Origin of the sequence: Exiguobacterium sp. s145, assembly GCF_018618835.1 — a bacterium.
GTDB lineage: Bacteria > Bacillota > Bacilli > Exiguobacteriales > Exiguobacteriaceae > Exiguobacterium_A > Exiguobacterium_A artemiae.
In genome coordinates this window covers 48,541-64,290 of record NZ_JACSMV010000003.1, presented here as the reverse complement: position 1 = coordinate 64,290, position 15,750 = coordinate 48,541, and the positions used below count along the sequence as shown (strand labels likewise).

The window sequence follows — 15,750 nt, the reverse complement described above, 5'->3', positions numbered from 1 at the left end:
CGTATCTTGTCAGTTCTTTACAGTTGATCGGTCGTTGTTGTTTTAGTCGAGACCGTCATTTGTTTTCCGTCACGGATGATATTCAACGTGACGTTGCCGTCCGATTTAATCAACGCGGTTTTAATGTCGACAAAACTTTTGATTTCCTCATTATTGATTTTCGTGATGACATCACCGGTTTTCAATTTTGCAGAAGCGGCGGGACTGTTCGGTTCGACGGACATGACGACGACGCCTGTTTTTTGTGATTCCGGCAATTTGACTTGGTCCAGCAGGTAACCGGCAGGGAAGGCCGAGACATCCTGCAGTGCGACACCGAGTGTCGGATGTTTGACTTCACCGTTCGTTTCGAGCTGTTTTAAAATCGGCAGTGCGTCATCGATCGGAATGCTGAAACCGACGCCTTCGACGCCTGTTTCGGCAATCTTCATCGAGTTGATGCCGACCAGTTGTCCTTGTTCATTGATCAAGGCACCACCGGAGTTCCCCGGATTGATGGCGGCATCCGTTTGGATCACCGTCGTATTGAAGTCGTCCTGTCCATCCTTGTTCGTATCAACGGGAACCGTCCGGTCGTTTGAGCTGACGATACCTCGGGTGACCGAGTTTTGGAACTCACCGAGCGGGTTACCGATGGCGAGCACGGTTTGACCGGCTTTTAAGTCAGCCGATTTTCCGAGTGTGATAACGGACGGAACATCACTGGCGTTGACTTCCAGTACGGCTAAATCGTACGTTTCGTCACTGCCCAGTAATTTGGCGCTGAGTGTTTTGCCGTTGTTCAACGTGACCTCGAGTTTCGAGGCTCCGTCGACGACGTGGTGGTTCGTAATGATGTAGGCTTTACCATCTGTTTTTTTATAAATGACGCCTGAGCCGGAACCCGCTGCTGCCTCTTCCTGACTCATCGAATTCCCCGATTGATAGTTCGTGACCGTGACGACGGATTTTTGAGCCGTTGCGACAGCGTTTGTTACGGGATCGCTTGTCGTCGTCGAAATTTGTTTTGGCATGCCGTTTGAGAGTGGTGTATCGGCGACTTGCTGTTCTTGATCCATCAAAATCGGAAAGGCGACTGTTGCGGTAAGTACAGCACCGATGATGCCTCCAGTAAGTCCGGGTAAGAGTTGTCTTGTTTTTCCTGCCATCGAAATCCATCCCTTCATGTAGTGTTTTTTCTAAGATTAATGTATCAAATTTAATCGGCCGGAATGAAATTACGGTGGTTTTTCCAAAATGCCTCATCATTCCCCATAATTCGACAACAATCTCAAACAGTTGAGTCGCGTCGGCCAGTTCGGTACACTGAGTGTGTTTCGTACTTAAGTAACCGACTTAGTCACAAAGGGAGAGATTCAGATGAAGTATGTACTGCGTGTTTTGTACGGTGCCGGCCTGTTGTTTGCCGGAATCGGTCATTTTCGAAATGAAAAGGGGTTCGTTAAGATTATGCCCGCTTTCATCCCGTTCAAACGTTTTTTCGTCCAGGTGACGGGTGTGATCGAAATCCTGTACGGCTTGATGCTGCTGTCCGGACGTGGTGTTGACCTCGTCCGGAAGACATTACCGGCATTTTTATATGCCGTCTTACCGGCAAATATCAATATGGCGGTCAATCCGAAACCGGTTAACGGGAAAACATTGCCGGCTTGGGGACTATGGGGCCGTTTGCCGTTGCAGTGGGTCTTGATTGCGTTTGCTAAACGTTTGAAATAAGGACTGCATTAAATTGTCAGGACAAAACAAAAGGGTGACCGGAAAGCAATCAGTTGCTTTTCCGGTTACCCTTTTCATTATTCAATTAAAAACGTTTTTCGACGGCGAGGATGGCTGCGTTGGCAATGTCTTCGTATGTCGAATCGTTCGGATGGAACTGGTCGCTTGAAAGATCACGTTTGACGTCACGGACGAGATTAAACGTATCGATGATTTCGATATCGTATTTCAGACCGAGTGTCCGTGATTTCGCATTCCATTCCTGGACGATGGCGTCAAACGCCTGTCCATTTTCACTGGCGCGGAACGGATTGTAGAGTCCGACGTAAAAGATGACGGCATCCGGATTTTCTTTACGCAGGATCTTGAATGTCTTGGCGAGGTTGGTTTGAGCCGTTGCAATCGTGGCGGCTGTCTTCTTCGCATTGAAGTTTGCGACACCTTCACCGCGGTTGAATAAATCGTTTCCGCCAATCGTCACCGAGATGACTTTTGCTTGGGACAACGTGCGGCGGACTTCCTTTTGCTTCAATTGTTTTAAGAGATCTTCCGTCCGGGCACCGCTGACGGCGAGATTTTGGAAACGTTCAACGCGGTCCTTTTTGACAAGCTCGCGACCGATGATGGCGGCGTAACTGTTTCCGTTCGAGGCACCGACGCCGCGTGTCAGGGAATCACCGAGCGCGACATAAGTTCCGCCTTTTTTGACCGGTTCTTCCTTGGTCGGCGTCAAGACGGCCCGTTTCGGGGGATTGACGACATCGTTATAGGCACTGGCAAAGCCGTACCCGAAGACTGCCGTTAAAATAAGAGAAACTATTAAAAAAAGTGGCCAAAGATATCGTTTCATGAACCGTTCCTCCTTTTGCTGTTACTATGATTGTAGCAAACCTTTTTGGAATGTGCGGTTTTGAAGTGTTCCAATAAGGTAAATCATTCATTATTCCGCTAGAATGGATACTAAGAGGTGAGAGACGTGAAACCAACCGTAAAACTAGAGTCAGTCACAAAAGTCATTGGAAAGAAAACGATCATCGATAATATTTCATTTGAAATCTTCCCCGGTGAAGTGTTCGGATTCCTCGGACCCAATGGTGCCGGAAAGACGACGACGATCCGTATGCTCGTCGGATTAATCAAACCGACATCCGGTAAAATCACGGTCTGCGACTTTGATGTCCGGAAACAGTTTGTTCAAGCGATGCAACGAATCGGCTCGATCGTTGAAAATCCCGAACTGTATAAATATCTGACGGGGCGTGAAAATTTACAAGTCTTCTCACGGATGCTGCCGAATGTCGACGATGCCCGGATCCAGGAAGTCATTGACCTGGTCGATTTGACGGCACGCGTTGACGATCAAGTCCGGACCTATTCGCTCGGGATGCGTCAGCGTCTCGGGATTGCCCAAGCGTTGCTCGGACGGCCCGATGTCCTGATTCTTGATGAACCGACGAACGGACTCGATCCGATGGGAATCCGTGATTTACGTCAATTCATCCGGAAACTGGTCGATGAGACCGGTTTGTCGGTCCTCGTGTCGAGTCATATCCTGGCGGAAATCGAGATGCTGGCGGATCGTGTCGCCATCATGAGTTACGGAAAAATCGTGCAGGTCGGAACGGTCAAGGAACTGATCGAATCGCTTGCACCGGGAGTCGACTGGCGTGTCGATGACGCGTTTAAAGCAAACGAGATCCTGTCCGCGTCGCCTGACGTCCAGGTCTCGGAAATCGTGGATGCCAATACGGTCCATACCCTGATGGATGCAAGCAAGACACCATCCTTGAATAAACAGCTGTTCGAAGCGGGTGTCGAAGTATGGACGATCGAACGGAAAGTCCAGACGCTCGAAGATCTCTTCATTACATTGACAGGAGGGGATCATATTGCGTAATCCGAACATGCTCGGTTTGATTCAAAACGAAGTCATGAAGATTGCTTCGAAAAAACGTTTTGCCGTCGTTGCCATCATCTTAGTGGTCCTCGTCTCGATGTTCACGTATGCGCAGTACCGTGACATCCAGGAACAGATCAAGAAACAGGGAACGCTCGATTGGCGGGTCGAGTTGCAACAGGATATCGTCGATACTCAAAACCGTCTGGCTTCGAGCAGTATCCAGGACGAATTTCGCCAGTTTTTAGAATTTGATTTAAAGCAAAATCAATATTATCTCGATAACGACATCAATCCGAATTATCCGGGGGCGCCGACCTTCATCCGGATCTTCTTCTCTCAAGGATTGACGTTAATCCTGCCGCTCTTCATCATCGTCATCATGGCGGATATCGTCAGCGGGGAGCAGAATGACGGAACAATCAAGACGTTGCTGTCCCGTCCTGTAAGGCGCTGGAAGATCCTGATGGCGAAATGGTTGACGGTCCTGCTCTATACGTCGATGCTGATGGCGTTGACTGCCGCCGTCTGTTATGCGATTTCCGGTATCGTCCTCGGATATGACGGCTGGACCGCACCAATCCTAACCGGGTTCCAGGCGTCGCCGAGCGGAACGTTCTCGACCGAATTCGTGCATACGATACCGATGTGGGAGTATCTGTTGATGGCGGTCGGTCTCGCCTGGATCGTCACGGCCGTCGTCGCGACGATTGCCTTAATGGTGTCCGTGCTTGTCAAAAACACGGCAACCGGTATCGGCATCATGATGGCTGTCCTGATTTCCGGAACTTTGTTGACGACGCTTGGTTCAAGCTGGACGAGTTCGAAATATCTCGTCAACGTCAACTTCGGTTTGATTAACTATCTCGACGGACAAGCTCCGCCGATCGAAGGGATGACGTTACCGTTCTCGCTCACCGTTCTGCTCTGCTGGACGATCGGCGCGTTGGTTGTCGCATTCTGGAATTTCACGCAAAAAGATATGTACTGATACGTACAGTTTAAACAAAAAAAGTCCCTTCTCCGTAATGGAAAAGGGACTTTTTGCAGATGTCGGGCATCTGCATGGAATCAAGAGGGGAATCCCTCTGAAAAGAAGCCGATGCAGGTCGGCTTCTGCGCTACGTAACAATCGTACTTTTATCATAGCGATTCCAGTAATTGGTGTCAAACCTGCTTGAAAGGGTTTACGAAGTCCCGGTTTTGTCAAAAGGTATCTAAAGACAACGAGGAGGTGCCAAAATGGCTGATTGGGGAATTATGATGACAGGTTTAGTCATTTGTGGATGGTGTGTATTTAGTGCGGTATACGATGACTTCATCCGCCGTGTGTAACAGAACTCATTGAACCGTCTTCTTTTATTGAGAAGACGGTTTTTTTGTCGTGTCTGCGACTTGTCCGGATATGATACACTGACTACAAAAATGTATGAGCTAGGAATGGTGATGTCATTGAGTAAACAGCCCGTCATTGTCATCGTTGGACCGACCGCAGTCGGAAAAACGAAGACAGGTATTGAATTAGCAAAACGATTAAACGGTGAAATCATTTCCGGTGATTCCGTTCAGGTCTATAAACAGATGGATATCGGGTCAGCCAAGGTGACGCAGGAAGAAATGGAAGGGATTCCGCACCATCTGCTTGATCTCGTCGATCCGGATGACGAGATGAGCGTCGCGCGTTTTCAAACGCTGGCCCGGACGGCAATCGATGAGATTGCCGCCAAAGGCAAGCTGCCGATCATCGTCGGCGGAACCGGACTCTATATCCGGGCGATTCTGTATGATTATCAATTTACCGTCCAGGCGGAAAATAAAGTCTTGCGCCAGGAACTGGAACAGTTCGCCCAAGCGGAAGGAGCAACGGCTCTGCATGACCGTCTGCGCCAGCTGGATGCCAAACGGGCGGACGAAATTCACCCGAACAACATTCAACGGGTCGTCCGGGCGATTGAAGTCGCCATGAGCGGACAGACGCAAGTCTCCGGCAGTGAACCGAGTTTGTATGACAGTCTGTTGTTCGTCTTACATATGGAAGACCGGGAACAGCTGTACGACCGGATTGATCAGCGGGTCGACTTAATGATTGAACAGGGATTGGTTGCGGAAGTCGATCGATTGGTTGCAGCCGGCTATCGGGACACGAAAGCGATGCAGGCAATCGGCTATAAGGAAATCGTTCCGGTTCTCGAAGGGGTACCGCTCGAACCGGCTGTCGAGCAGCTGAAACGGAACACCCGTCGTTTCGCCAAACGGCAACTGACGTGGTTCCGCCATCAATTTGACGGAAATTGGATTGAAATGGGAAGGCTTTCATTTGAAGAAAACTTCAAAATTATCTATGATAGAACAGTAGGGTTTCTGAAAGCGGTTAAATCGGAGTAGCCTGAAAGAAAAACAGATAAAAATAGAGGGGGCACGGGGGCTTATGAAGGCAACGTACAACATTCAAGACTATTTCTTAAATCAATTACGAAAAGATTCGGTTCCGACGACAGTGTTTTTAATCAGCGGGTATCAGTTACGGGGATTGATCAAGTCGTTTGACAACTTCACCGTCATTTTAGAATCGGAAGGCAAACAGCAATTGATTTACAAACACGCCATCTCGACGTTCGCACCGGCACGTAATGTGACGTTGTATGAACAGGAAACGGAAACGGAAGAAGTCACGCGTTAAAAAAAGACGGCCGGGGGGCCGCCTACTTGTTGGAGCAACGCCATGGCGTTGCTCCTTTTTTGTTATAACAAACCCTTCAGTTCGTCGAACGCTTCCGCATAACGCCGGAGTGAAACCTCTTTATAAAGACACGTCTTCGTCAGCCGTTCCTCTTTCGTCAGTTCTTCGAGATACGTACCGAGAATGAAACTGTTCCGCAGCATCGACGGCGTAATGATCCGTTTATTGTCCGACCGTTCGTTTAACTGACGCATCATCTTCGTGATCATGACGATCGACAATTGTTTCGGAGCATTTTTACTGTACACCCAGCGGAACGTCATCCGCGAGAAATCAAAGGCGACAAAAAACGGATCGGTCGAGTGGTACCGCGGACGGACCGGTTCCGGGATCGTCTTTAAATAACCAAGCATCAAATCCTGGTCGTCCCGTTCGAGGTGGAGCAGGTAGGCATTCCCAAGCCGGTCGTGAACCGTCATCTCGCGTTGCGCAAAATTCAAATCCTGCATCTTCAGACCGATGATGTGGTGGACGCGGAGACCGTAGCGGTAAAAGAGCCGTAAAATCAGTTCGTTCCGGTCGATCAGATACGGCCGCGCAACGAGCTGGTGGTCCGTCAAGCCCCGGTCGGACCGGTTCGTCCGGATCAGTTGCTCGTATTCGGCCAGTGACGCGATATGCTGCGGCGTCAGTTCGTGGGTCGGTTGGGCATATTCGATCAGCTTCGATTTCGTCTGCCGGATCTGGTAATTGATTTGGTTGAGGACAGTGACAATTCGGGCGACCGTTGCCTGTTGATACAATTTTTCTTCGATCAAATACTCATTAATGAACGTTTTCCAGGTTTCGAGCGGAATCGCTTTGAAATCCTCGATCGTCTCGAGCGGCTGATCCACTTCGGTCATATAACGGTGAATTTCAATCAGATCGTACCGGTAACGCCGGATCGTCGAGTCCTGTCTGCCGCTTGCGCTGAGGAAAAACAGATACCGTTCGATGAATTCCGGCAAAGTGTAGTCAAGCCGTTCGCGTGCCATAACAGACCTCCTGTTTGAAGTACTTTTCTCTATCATAAACCGAACGGATGTTTCCTGTCCAAAAATGTTCAGACAAGAGGTCCATGTGGTATGATTAGGGGCGCAGAAGGTTTGTTATTTTGAAAGGAATGATTATATGTCAGAACGCGTCATCGTCGTCGGTTGTCAGCTCCCCGGTGTACCGGATCATATTTATGAAGAATCGGTCGCGGAGCTTGAAGCACTCGTTACGACCGCGCACGCCGTCGTCGTGGGACGACTCGATCAAAAGCGTCAATCGATCGACCGCCGTACGTTTATCGGAAAAGGAAAGGTCGAGGAACTGGTCGCATTAGCACAGGAACTCGAACCGGATTTGATTATTTTTAATGCCGAAGTCACGCCGGGTCAGATGAAGAATATCCGGATTGCCCTCGAAGATCCGGAATCGATTAAACTGATTGACCGGACACAATTGATTCTCGACATCTTTGCCGGCCGTGCCCAGTCCCGGGAAGGGAAGTTGCAAGTTGAACTTGCCCAAATGAGTTACCTGTTGCCGCGCCTGAGCGGGCAGGGAACCCAATTGTCACGTCTTGGAGGCGGAATCGGGACACGTGGTCCCGGGGAATCGAAACTTGAGACCGACCGCCGGCACATCCGCCGCCGTGTCGACGAAATCAAGAAACAGCTCGAAACATCCGTTGCCCACCGTGCCCGCTACCGGGAACGCCGGAAAGAAAACCAGACGTTTCAAATTGCGCTCGTCGGATACACGAATGCCGGGAAATCAACGATTTTTAACCGGTTGACCAATGCCGACACGTATGAAAAAAACGAATTATTTGCGACGCTCGATCCGTTGACGCGTCAGCTCGACCTGCCGGAAGGCGGACAGATTCTGTTGACGGATACCGTCGGATTCATTCAGGATCTGCCGACGAAATTGATTGCGGCGTTCCGGTCGACACTCGAAGAAGTGCTCGAGGCGGATCTGATTCTTCACGTCATCGATGCCTCAAGCGAACATTATCTGAATCAGATGCAGACGACGAATGATGTCCTCGATGAACTCGGTGCCGGAGACATCCCGCAACTCGAGGTCTTCAATAAAAAAGACCAGTTAACGCATTTATTCAGCGGTGGAAAACTGTTGATTTCGGCTCTTGATCCGGCAGACATCGATCGTTTGACCGTCGAAATCGAAAAAGCGATCAGTGACATTCTCGAGTATCTCGAGATCCGGATTCCGGTCCATGCGTTTGCGCATTACAATCCGGCGAAGGAAGTCATGATGAATTTAACAGAACAATATGAAGAGGACGGATCCGTGACCTTAAAAGGCTATTTGCGTAAGGATACGCGGCTGTACTCGACATTGAAACAATACGAGGTGTAAGCATGTTTACAGAGTTAACGCATTATGAAACGATCCGTCCGTTCGTCGAGCAGGCGGAAGAAAAAATCGCGCCGGGAATCCGTAAGGCGCAACAAATTGCGGAACAGAATCAGTTTCGTGTCCTGAACGCTTTCCGGGAACATAAAGTGAGTGACTTTCACTTCATGCCATCGACCGGTTACGGTTACAACGATGAAGGGCGCGATAATCTCGAACGGATTTACGCAGCGGTCTTCGGTGCAGAAGCCGGACTGTGCCGGGCACAGATCATCAGCGGGACGCATGCAATCGGGATTGCGTTGTTCGGTTTATTGCTGCCGGGCGATGAATTGCTGTATATCACCGGTAAACCGTACGATACGTTAGAGGAAATCGTCGGCATCCGCGGTGACGGACGCGGCTCCCTGAAAGAGCTTGGTGTCACCTATGACGTCGTCGAGATGAAACAGGCTGAAACGATTGATCTTGAAGCGGTCCTCGCCCGGATCACGGACAAGACAAAAGTCGTCGGTATTCAGCGTTCGAAAGGCTATGCGACCCGCCGGAGCTTACCGGTTACTGAGATCGGCGAAGCGATTGCCGCGATCAAAGAACAACATCCGCACGTGATTGTGTTCGTCGACAACTGTTACGGGGAATTCGTCGAAACGATCGAACCGACTCATGTTGGAGCGGATCTGATGGCCGGATCACTGATTAAAAATCCGGGCGGCGGTCTTGCGAAAACAGGCGGGTATCTCGTCGGACGCCGCGATTTGATTGAACGGGCATCGTTCCGGATGACGACACCTGGAATCGGTGCCGAGGCCGGTCCGTCACTTTATTCGCTGCAGGACATGTACCAGGGGTTCTTCATGGCTCCGCATACGGTCAGTCAGGCGCTGATGGGGGCGATGTTTACTTCAAGCATGATGGAACAGTTCGGATTCGATACGGCACCGCATTATGCGGCGGAACGGACGGACTTGATTCAATCGGTCTCCTTCCATGCCCCGGAACCGATGATTGCTTTTTGTCAGGCGATTCAAGCGGCGTCTCCGGTCAATGCGCAAGCCTTGCCGATTCCTGACTATATGCCGGGATACGCCGATGATGTCATCATGGCTGCCGGAACGTTCATTCAAGGATCGTCGATCGAGTTATCAGCAGATGGTCCGATCCGGGCACCGTATACAGCGTACGTTCAAGGCGGATTGACCTACAGTCACGTCAAAATCGCGATTGTTTCGGCTGTCAATCAACTGATGGAACGACAATTGATTCAACCACAACAGGTTTAAAAAAATAGCTTGATGTGAAAAGACCTCTGTTACGCAGGACGTCTGACTTGTAAGAAAGTCATGTTAACTTTCCTTACATCTCTTGACAACTTGCCTTACAGAGGTTTATTCTCATGAAGTAAGGAAAAAGGAGGAACGAAATGGCAGACTTATCACGACAGTCCAAGCCACTATTCCCCATCGGAGTCGTTCAAGAGTTGACCGCGTTATCTGCCCGACAAATCCGATATTACGAAGAACAAGGATTGATCAAGCCGGAGCGGACAGAGACGAAACGTCGCCTCTATTCGTTCAACGATGTCGATCGCTTGTTGTCGATCAAGGAATATCTGGACCAGGGATTAAATATCGCAGGGATCAAAATGATTTTTGATAATGATCTTGTCAAACGGGAACGAGTTGCGGAGAAGGTCGTTACGGCCCGTCCGGAATTATCGGATGGCGAATTGTATAAACTCCTGAAAAACGAATTGCAGGAAGCAGGGCGACATGGAAAAACGTCACTCATTCAAGGTGAACTCGGACGATTTTTCAAGTAAGCACCTGTTACCATATAAAAAAGAGCCGGAGAGGGGATTTGTCACATGACACGTCGCAACATTACACGAGAAGACATTATGAAAATCGCTAAAGCTGAGGATGTACGTTTTATTCGTTTACAGTTCACAGATATCCTCGGTACGATCAAGAACGTTGAAATTCCAGTCAGCCAATTGGAAAAAGCACTTGATAACAAAATGATGTTCGATGGTTCGTCAATCGAAGGATTCGTCCGCATTGAAGAATCAGATATGTATCTCTTCCCAGACCTCAACACATGGGTCGTATTCCCATGGACAGAAGACGGAACGGGTAAAGTCGCACGTCTCATCTGTGACATCTACAATCCGGATGGCACACCGTTTGCTGGAGATCCGCGTGGTCAACTCAAACGTGTACTTAAAGAAATGGAAGAACTTGGCTTCACTTCATTCAACGTCGGTCCAGAACCGGAATTCTTCTTGTTCAAGAAGGATGCGAACGGCCGTCCGACACTTGAACTGAATGATCAAGGTGGTTACTTCGACCTCGCACCAGTCGATCTCGGTGAAAACTGCCGTAAGGAAATCGTCATCGAGCTTGAAAACATGGGCTTTGAAATCGAAGCATCTCACCACGAAGTCGCACCGGGACAACACGAAATCGACTTCAAATACGCTGATGCGATCACAACGGCGGATAACATCCAAACGTTTAAGCTCGTTGTTAAGACGATTGCAGCAAAACATAACTTACACGCGACATTCATGCCAAAACCACTTTACGGTGTCAACGGTTCAGGAATGCACGCTAACATGTCGCTCTTTAAAGGCAACGAAAACGTCTTCTTCGACGAAGAGAATAGCAACATGCAGCTTTCAGACGATGCCCGCGCCTTCACGGCAGGTATCCTGAAACATGCACGTGCGTTTACAGCTGTCTGTAACCCGACAGTCAACTCGTACAAACGTCTTGTACCTGGTTATGAAGCACCTTGCTACGTTGCATGGTCAGCTCGTAACCGTTCACCACTCGTTCGTGTACCGGCAGCTCGTGGTCTTTCGACACGGATCGAAGTCCGCTCAGTCGATCCGGCAGCCAACCCGTACTTGGCACTTGCGACATTGCTCGCTTCAGGTCTTGACGGAATCAAAAACAATCTCCAAGCACCGGCTCCAATCGACCGTAACATCTACGTGATGGACAAACCGGAACGTGTGGCAAACGGCATTGACGATCTTCCGTCAACACTCAGCCACGCACTCGAAGTCCTGAAAGCGGATGACGTCGTCATGCACGCACTCGGCGAGCACATCGCAGAGCACTTCGTTGAACTGAAAGAAATCGAATGGGATATGTTCCGGACGCAAGTCACGGAATGGGAACGCGATCAGTACATGGTCTTGTTCTAATCTCTTGAAACGTCCGAACTTGGTTCGGGCGTTTTTTTGTGTGAAGGAATTCGAAACAATGACAGCGAACTCTCTATCTAAGGAGGCGTTTCAAATGAAAAAGGCATACGAAGGGAAAGAAATCACTGTTTATTTTGATGCCGAAGTCTGTATTCATTCCGGTCATTGTGTCAAGAGTCTGCCGACCGTCTTTGATGTTAAAAAGCGACCCTGGATCGAAGCAGACGGTGCACCGGTTGAAGATGTCATGCGGGTCGTCGACGGCTGTCCGAGCGGCGCCTTATCATATGAACGGAGGGAAGCCTGATGGAATTGAAACGAGCGAATCAAAAGATTGAAGCGTATCAGGAGGGGCAAGCTGTCGGGAAGATCACGTACAGTGATACAAAGGGCGGCAAATGGATCATTGATCACACGTATGTTGATCCGAATCATCGGAACCAACAGATCGACGAACAACTGGTCAAAGCAGTGGTCGAGTGGGCACGGGAAGAAAATGTCAAACTTTTGCCGCTCTGTCCGTTCGCAAAACGCGAGTTTGAACAGACGCCGGACTATGCGGACGTATCGGCGTAATAGAGAAAGAATGTAATGAACAGAAGGCGAGAAAAAGCGGAAACGACATCCGTTTTTTCTCGTCTTTTTTTAGAGAGAGGTGCGCAATCCTCATTGGAAAAATCGGAGCAACGCCATCGACAGGACACCGGTAATGACGGTGTAGGAAAGACTTTTACTGCTGACGGCGACGAGGACTGTCGGTATGGCTGCTGCGAGATGCAGCAAGGAAAGTGTCGGGAACTCCCCGCTTCGTACAATCAATAAATTTTGAAAGAAAAGTGCGCTCAGCAGGCAAATCGGAATAAAGGATAACCAATCGGTCAATAAACGCGGCAAGGTCAGTCCGTGCATAAGCAGAAACGGTAAAATCCGCGGAATCAATGTGACAAGACCACAAGCGGCAAACAAGACAAACAGTTCTAGACGGATTTCCATCGTGAGATCACTACTCCTATACTGGCGGCTATCATCGTCGCAAATAAAACGGCGAGTTCCGGGGACAGATAGCGCATCGATATGTACAACAACAAAAAGACAAAGACGAGTAATAGACCGTTCAAAGCTATGCGGGACCGTTCGCTTTCAAATTGCAGGTACAACAAACCGATGAACATAGCTGTTAAAGCAAAGTCGAGACCGAACCGTTCCGGATCCGGGAACCAGCTGCCGACGAGTGCTCCGAGCACGGTGGAACCAATCCAGCTCAAGTAAGCGGTCAGGTTTAGACCGTGCATGAAGTTCGCATCAATCCGCTGTTTTAGCGAGGTATTCATGGCGACGGCGAATGACTCATCCGTTAAGAGAGCGCCGATTCCAAACCGGTCTAAATGATGCCGGCTTTTAACACGCGGTGCGAGCGTCATACTCATCAGTAAATGACGGGAGTTGACGATGAATGTCGTCAAGATGATGGCAGAGAACGGACTGTTTAACAGCAACAGACTGGTGATGATGAATTGGGCCGCTCCGGCATAAATCAAAAGTGACATCAAGCCGATCTCGAGTGGGCTGAGACCCGCTGCCCGACCGACGATGCCGGCAGAAAAGCCAATGCCAAGATAACCGAGGACGGTCGGAAGGCAGGCTTTGATTCCTGCTTGAAACGAAGCGTTCATAGACGGTGACTCCTCTCATGATGATGTGTTTTCAGCATAGCATCCTCCAAACAGATTGGAAACGAACTGGTCAATATTTTCATATGTTTCCTTGACATAAGTCGTCCCGATTTGTGGTAAAGACTAAGTGGTACGGCAAAATTCGTTAGACAAGGGAGCTTTCAAGATGGATAAATTAATGCAAGATGCAAACCGGTTTGTCTCAGATATGGTGGAAGGTCTCGTTTTAGCACATCCCGATCTTTATGCAAAAGTCGACGGAGTCAATGTCATCAAACGGAAAGAACCGCTGAATGGGAAAGTCGCTCTCGTATCCGGAGGGGGAAGCGGGCACGAACCGGCGCATGCCGGGTTTATCGGGGACGGTATGCTTGCTGCTGCTGTTTGCGGCGAAGTCTTCACTTCTCCGACACCGGACATGGTGCTCGAAGGAATCAAAGCAGCTGACGGAGGAAAAGGGGTATTGCTCGTCGTCAAAAACTATTCCGGTGATGTCATGAATTTCGATATGGCTAAAGAACTGGCGGAACTCGAAGATATCGAAGTCGAGACGGTCATCGTCCGGGATGATATCGCCATTAAAAAAGAAGAAGACCGACGCGGCGTCGCGGGGACAATTTTCGTTCATAAAATCGCAGGGGCTGCGGCAGCGGAAGGTAAGTCACTCGCTGAAGTCAAAGCCGTTGCCGAGAAGGTCATTGCGGGCGTCCGTTCCATCGGGATGGCGTTGTCACCGTGTTATATGCCGGAAAGCGGAAAACCCGGATTCGATCTGTATGAGGATGAGATGGAAATCGGTATCGGGATTCACGGGGAAAAGGGTCTGGAGCGCAAACCGATTGCATCCGTTGATGCGATTGTAACGGAATTACTCGACCGACTGACAGCCGAAGTGACGGATAAAAAAGTGGCAGTCATGGTCAACGGGATGGGTGGAACACCGGAATCAGAACTCTACATCACATATAAATATGTAGCGGAACAATTACAGGCTAAAGGATATGAGATTGTTCGTCCGTTCGTCGGCAACTATATGACATCGCTTGAAATGCACGGATTTTCGATTACCTTGCTTCCGGTGGATGATGAACTCGTCGGCTATCTGGATGCCAAAACAAACGCGATTGGATTCTAACTAAAAGAGGGTGCAGACAGATGAAGTTAACAACCGAAAAATTGCGTGAAGCACTGCTGAAAGCAGCAACCGAACTGGAACAACATAAGGATGAATTGACGGACCTTGACCGGGAGATTGGTGACGGGGATCACGGTATCAATATGTCCCGCGGCTTCCAAGCCGTTCAAAAAGAACTTGAAGCGCAAGAGGAGTACGAAGATCTGGGTGTCTTATCGAAACAAGTCGGAATGACCTTAATTAAAACGGTAGGTGGTGCGTCCGGTCCCCTTTACGGAACAGCATTCGTTAAATTTGCCGGAGCGTTCAAAGGGAAAACAGAAGTCGAAGGGCAGGAACTCGCAGCGGCCTTTAAAGAAGCGGCAGAGGGAATCAAAATGCGCGGGAAGTCGGAGTTCGGGCAAAAAACGATGGTCGATATTTGGACACCGTTTTACGAAGCGCTGGAAAGCGAAAGTGATCTGAACGCAGCACTCGATCAAGCATTGGAAGACACAAAAGAACGTGAGGCGACAAAAGGACGGGCTTCTTATTTTGGGGATGCAACAGTTGGTGTCCAGGATCCCGGCGCATTATCAAGTTCACTGTTATTACGTTCGATTGTGGAGGTCTTGTCATGATTAATTTGATTTTAGTCTCCCATAGTGAAAAGCTTGCGACCGGACTAAAGGAACTATTGGCTGAAATGGCTCCGGATACACCGATTTTACTTGCCGCAGGGCTGGCGGACGGCAGTATCGGGACCGATGCGTCCCGAATTGAAGAGACGATGAATGAGTTGAACGATGACGGCTTAATTTTGACGGATATCGGATCGGCGACGATGAACGCGGAACTGGCCTTAGAATTATACAGTGGGGACCGGAACGTTCAGTTCGTCGAAGCACCGCTGGTAGAGGGCGCTTTTTTGGCAGCGGTCTTAAGTGGTCAATCAAAATCGCTGGATGATATCGTAACAGGCATCAAAGCAGAATTTTCGTAAGACAAGTGGTCCGATCTAACAGGTTCGTTTCCGAAGAGGAA

Annotated in this window: 19 protein-coding genes; 14 read left to right on the top strand and 5 right to left on the bottom strand. The window is 49.4% G+C overall.

Annotated elements, in window-relative coordinates; translation table 11 throughout:
* Positions 1 to 17 precede the first annotated feature (17 nt).
* On the bottom strand, positions 18 to 1,148 hold the full coding sequence (locus KNQ07_RS05360; RefSeq protein ID WP_214765250.1) for a S1C family serine protease: 1,131 nt from the start codon (positions 1,146 to 1,148) through the stop codon (positions 18 to 20).
* Between the two features lie 211 nt (positions 1,149 to 1,359).
* Between KNQ07_RS05360 and KNQ07_RS05355 the strand changes: the two genes are divergently transcribed.
* On the top strand, positions 1,360 to 1,716 hold the full coding sequence (locus tag KNQ07_RS05355) for a DoxX family protein (RefSeq protein WP_012369976.1): 357 nt from the start codon (positions 1,360 to 1,362) through the stop codon (positions 1,714 to 1,716).
* Between the two features lie 85 nt (positions 1,717 to 1,801).
* Here KNQ07_RS05355 and KNQ07_RS05350 read toward each other — a convergent pair whose 3' ends face one another.
* Positions 1,802 to 2,566: an SGNH/GDSL hydrolase family protein gene (locus KNQ07_RS05350; RefSeq protein WP_214765248.1), complete on the bottom strand. Its 765-nt coding sequence runs from the start codon at positions 2,564 to 2,566 to the stop codon at positions 1,802 to 1,804.
* 126 nt (positions 2,567 to 2,692) lie between these two features.
* Between KNQ07_RS05350 and KNQ07_RS05345 the strand changes: the two genes are divergently transcribed.
* The 4 genes from KNQ07_RS05345 (at position 2,693) to hfq (ending at position 6,293) form a co-directional block, all read left to right on the top strand.
* A complete protein-coding gene (locus KNQ07_RS05345; protein ID WP_214765246.1) occupies positions 2,693 to 3,613 on the top strand; it encodes an ABC transporter ATP-binding protein in 921 nt (306 codons plus the stop codon).
* Positions 3,606 to 4,604, top strand: a complete 999-nt coding sequence (locus tag KNQ07_RS05340; RefSeq protein ID WP_214765244.1) for an ABC transporter permease — start codon at positions 3,606 to 3,608, stop codon at positions 4,602 to 4,604. Before KNQ07_RS05345 ends, KNQ07_RS05340 begins: the two co-directional genes overlap by 8 nt.
* A gap of 455 nt (positions 4,605 to 5,059) precedes the next feature.
* The gene (gene miaA / locus KNQ07_RS05335; protein ID WP_214765243.1) at positions 5,060 to 5,998 is read left to right on the top strand and encodes a tRNA (adenosine(37)-N6)-dimethylallyltransferase MiaA; all 939 of its coding nucleotides are present in this window, start codon (positions 5,060 to 5,062) and stop codon (positions 5,996 to 5,998) included.
* 43 nt (positions 5,999 to 6,041) lie between these two features.
* Entirely contained in the window at positions 6,042 to 6,293 is a 252-nt protein-coding gene (gene hfq, locus KNQ07_RS05330) for an RNA chaperone Hfq (RefSeq protein WP_012369981.1), read from the top strand.
* A gap of 62 nt (positions 6,294 to 6,355) precedes the next feature.
* Here hfq and KNQ07_RS05325 read toward each other — a convergent pair whose 3' ends face one another.
* The gene (locus KNQ07_RS05325) at positions 6,356 to 7,330 is read right to left on the bottom strand and encodes a tyrosine-type recombinase/integrase (RefSeq protein WP_012369982.1); all 975 of its coding nucleotides are present in this window, start codon (positions 7,328 to 7,330) and stop codon (positions 6,356 to 6,358) included.
* A 136-nt stretch (positions 7,331 to 7,466) separates the two neighbouring features.
* Between KNQ07_RS05325 and hflX the strand changes: the two genes are divergently transcribed.
* The 6 genes from hflX (at position 7,467) to KNQ07_RS05295 (ending at position 12,495) form a co-directional block, all read left to right on the top strand.
* On the top strand, positions 7,467 to 8,708 hold the full coding sequence (hflX, locus tag KNQ07_RS05320; RefSeq protein WP_012369983.1) for a GTPase HflX: 1,242 nt from the start codon (positions 7,467 to 7,469) through the stop codon (positions 8,706 to 8,708).
* A 2-nt stretch (positions 8,709 to 8,710) separates the two neighbouring features.
* Complete coding sequence (locus KNQ07_RS05315) at positions 8,711 to 9,988, top strand: methionine gamma-lyase family protein (protein ID WP_214765241.1); 1,278 nt, start codon at positions 8,711 to 8,713, stop codon at positions 9,986 to 9,988.
* Positions 9,989 to 10,128: 140 nt separating this feature from the next.
* A complete protein-coding gene (locus tag KNQ07_RS05310; RefSeq protein WP_012369985.1) occupies positions 10,129 to 10,527 on the top strand; it encodes a MerR family transcriptional regulator in 399 nt (132 codons plus the stop codon).
* 45 nt (positions 10,528 to 10,572) lie between these two features.
* Positions 10,573 to 11,919 carry a type I glutamate--ammonia ligase gene (gene glnA / locus KNQ07_RS05305; protein WP_012369986.1) on the top strand — a complete coding sequence of 449 codons (1,347 nt, stop codon included), beginning with the start codon at positions 10,573 to 10,575 and terminating at the stop codon, positions 11,917 to 11,919.
* Positions 11,920 to 12,013: 94 nt separating this feature from the next.
* Complete coding sequence (locus KNQ07_RS05300; protein WP_026833394.1) at positions 12,014 to 12,226, top strand: (4Fe-4S)-binding protein; 213 nt, start codon at positions 12,014 to 12,016, stop codon at positions 12,224 to 12,226.
* Positions 12,226 to 12,495 (top strand): GNAT family N-acetyltransferase, encoded by a 270-nt coding sequence (locus tag KNQ07_RS05295; RefSeq protein ID WP_214765239.1) that lies wholly within the window; start codon positions 12,226 to 12,228, stop codon positions 12,493 to 12,495. The genes KNQ07_RS05300 and KNQ07_RS05295 overlap by 1 nt, the downstream gene beginning before the upstream one ends.
* A gap of 90 nt (positions 12,496 to 12,585) precedes the next feature.
* Here the strand turns inward: KNQ07_RS05295 and KNQ07_RS05290 are convergent, their stop codons facing one another.
* Both KNQ07_RS05290 and KNQ07_RS05285 read right to left on the bottom strand, forming a co-directional pair.
* Positions 12,586 to 12,912 (bottom strand): AzlD domain-containing protein, encoded by a 327-nt coding sequence (locus KNQ07_RS05290; protein ID WP_214765237.1) that lies wholly within the window; start codon positions 12,910 to 12,912, stop codon positions 12,586 to 12,588.
* Positions 12,897 to 13,592, bottom strand: a complete 696-nt coding sequence (locus KNQ07_RS05285) for an AzlC family ABC transporter permease (RefSeq protein WP_214765235.1) — start codon at positions 13,590 to 13,592, stop codon at positions 12,897 to 12,899. Before KNQ07_RS05285 ends, KNQ07_RS05290 begins: the two co-directional genes overlap by 16 nt.
* 166 nt (positions 13,593 to 13,758) lie before the next feature.
* Between KNQ07_RS05285 and dhaK the strand changes: the two genes are divergently transcribed.
* The 3 genes from dhaK to dhaM are packed head-to-tail and all read left to right on the top strand — an operon-like array spanning position 13,759 to position 15,709.
* On the top strand, positions 13,759 to 14,727 hold the full coding sequence (gene dhaK, locus KNQ07_RS05280) for a dihydroxyacetone kinase subunit DhaK (RefSeq protein WP_214765233.1): 969 nt from the start codon (positions 13,759 to 13,761) through the stop codon (positions 14,725 to 14,727).
* A gap of 20 nt (positions 14,728 to 14,747) precedes the next feature.
* Positions 14,748 to 15,347 carry a dihydroxyacetone kinase subunit DhaL gene (gene dhaL / locus KNQ07_RS05275; protein ID WP_214765231.1) on the top strand — a complete coding sequence of 200 codons (600 nt, stop codon included), beginning with the start codon at positions 14,748 to 14,750 and terminating at the stop codon, positions 15,345 to 15,347.
* Complete coding sequence (gene dhaM / locus KNQ07_RS05270) at positions 15,344 to 15,709, top strand: dihydroxyacetone kinase phosphoryl donor subunit DhaM (RefSeq protein WP_012369992.1); 366 nt, start codon at positions 15,344 to 15,346, stop codon at positions 15,707 to 15,709. The genes dhaL and dhaM overlap by 4 nt, the downstream gene beginning before the upstream one ends.
* Positions 15,710 to 15,750 lie beyond the last annotated feature (41 nt).

Coding starts and splice junctions, on each gene's coding strand:
- KNQ07_RS05360 (WP_214765250.1), bottom strand. CDS start 1,148: ATGGCAGGAAAAACAAGACAACTCTTACCCGGACTTACTGGAGGCATC.
- KNQ07_RS05355 (WP_012369976.1), top strand. CDS start 1,360: ATGAAGTATGTACTGCGTGTTTTGTACGGTGCCGGCCTGTTGTTTGCC.
- KNQ07_RS05350 (WP_214765248.1), bottom strand. CDS start 2,566: ATGAAACGATATCTTTGGCCACTTTTTTTAATAGTTTCTCTTATTTTA.
- miaA (WP_214765243.1), top strand. CDS start 5,060: ATGTCATTGAGTAAACAGCCCGTCATTGTCATCGTTGGACCGACCGCA.
- hfq (WP_012369981.1), top strand. CDS start 6,042: ATGAAGGCAACGTACAACATTCAAGACTATTTCTTAAATCAATTACGA.
- KNQ07_RS05325 (WP_012369982.1), bottom strand. CDS start 7,330: ATGGCACGCGAACGGCTTGACTACACTTTGCCGGAATTCATCGAACGG.
- hflX (WP_012369983.1), top strand. CDS start 7,467: ATGTCAGAACGCGTCATCGTCGTCGGTTGTCAGCTCCCCGGTGTACCG.
- KNQ07_RS05315 (WP_214765241.1), top strand. CDS start 8,711: ATGTTTACAGAGTTAACGCATTATGAAACGATCCGTCCGTTCGTCGAG.
- KNQ07_RS05310 (WP_012369985.1), top strand. CDS start 10,129: ATGGCAGACTTATCACGACAGTCCAAGCCACTATTCCCCATCGGAGTC.
- glnA (WP_012369986.1), top strand. CDS start 10,573: ATGACACGTCGCAACATTACACGAGAAGACATTATGAAAATCGCTAAA.
- KNQ07_RS05300 (WP_026833394.1), top strand. CDS start 12,014: ATGAAAAAGGCATACGAAGGGAAAGAAATCACTGTTTATTTTGATGCC.
- KNQ07_RS05295 (WP_214765239.1), top strand. CDS start 12,226: ATGGAATTGAAACGAGCGAATCAAAAGATTGAAGCGTATCAGGAGGGG.
- KNQ07_RS05290 (WP_214765237.1), bottom strand. CDS start 12,912: ATGGAAATCCGTCTAGAACTGTTTGTCTTGTTTGCCGCTTGTGGTCTT.
- KNQ07_RS05285 (WP_214765235.1), bottom strand. CDS start 13,592: ATGAACGCTTCGTTTCAAGCAGGAATCAAAGCCTGCCTTCCGACCGTC.
- dhaK (WP_214765233.1), top strand. CDS start 13,759: ATGGATAAATTAATGCAAGATGCAAACCGGTTTGTCTCAGATATGGTG.
- dhaL (WP_214765231.1), top strand. CDS start 14,748: ATGAAGTTAACAACCGAAAAATTGCGTGAAGCACTGCTGAAAGCAGCA.
- dhaM (WP_012369992.1), top strand. CDS start 15,344: ATGATTAATTTGATTTTAGTCTCCCATAGTGAAAAGCTTGCGACCGGA.